The sequence below is a fragment of the Halomonas sp. SIMBA_159 genome, assembly GCF_046536035.1.
Taxonomy (GTDB): domain Bacteria; phylum Pseudomonadota; class Gammaproteobacteria; order Pseudomonadales; family Halomonadaceae; genus Vreelandella; species Vreelandella venusta_A.
This window is the reverse complement of the sequence record NZ_JAWJBT010000203.1, coordinates 1-346: the sequence shown is the minus strand read 5'-3', so window position 1 is coordinate 346 and position 346 is coordinate 1. Positions and strand designations below refer to the sequence as shown.

Here is a 346-nt window from a genome sequence, read left to right as displayed (position 1 = left end):
TCATCCAGGTAAACCCTTCTGTCAGCTTTGACTCAGGCACAATCTTTTCCACAAGGCCCATAGTCACAATCATGGTAGGTGCGAAGAAAATGCCCGCGACGAAAACGGAGACGGATAGCGTCAGTACATCGTACACCACCAGCAGCGGGAGTGTGGCTGTCGCAGTGGCGATGGAAGCCAGCAACAACTGTTTTGGCAGAGCGAGGTTCAGACGCAGTGCGCCAAACACCAGGCCGGAAATACAGGAGCCCGCGGCATAGGCCGACAGGACAAAACTGGCCGCCACAGGCACGCTTTGTTGTTTGGCAAACGCGACACTGAGCACATCCACCGTACCGACTATGGT

General features: G+C 55.5%; 1 protein-coding gene. It reads right to left on the bottom strand.

The features are described 5' to 3' along the window. On the bottom strand, positions 1-346 hold a 346-nt coding region (locus R0J87_RS18995; RefSeq protein WP_498888174.1), incomplete at both ends, for a hypothetical protein.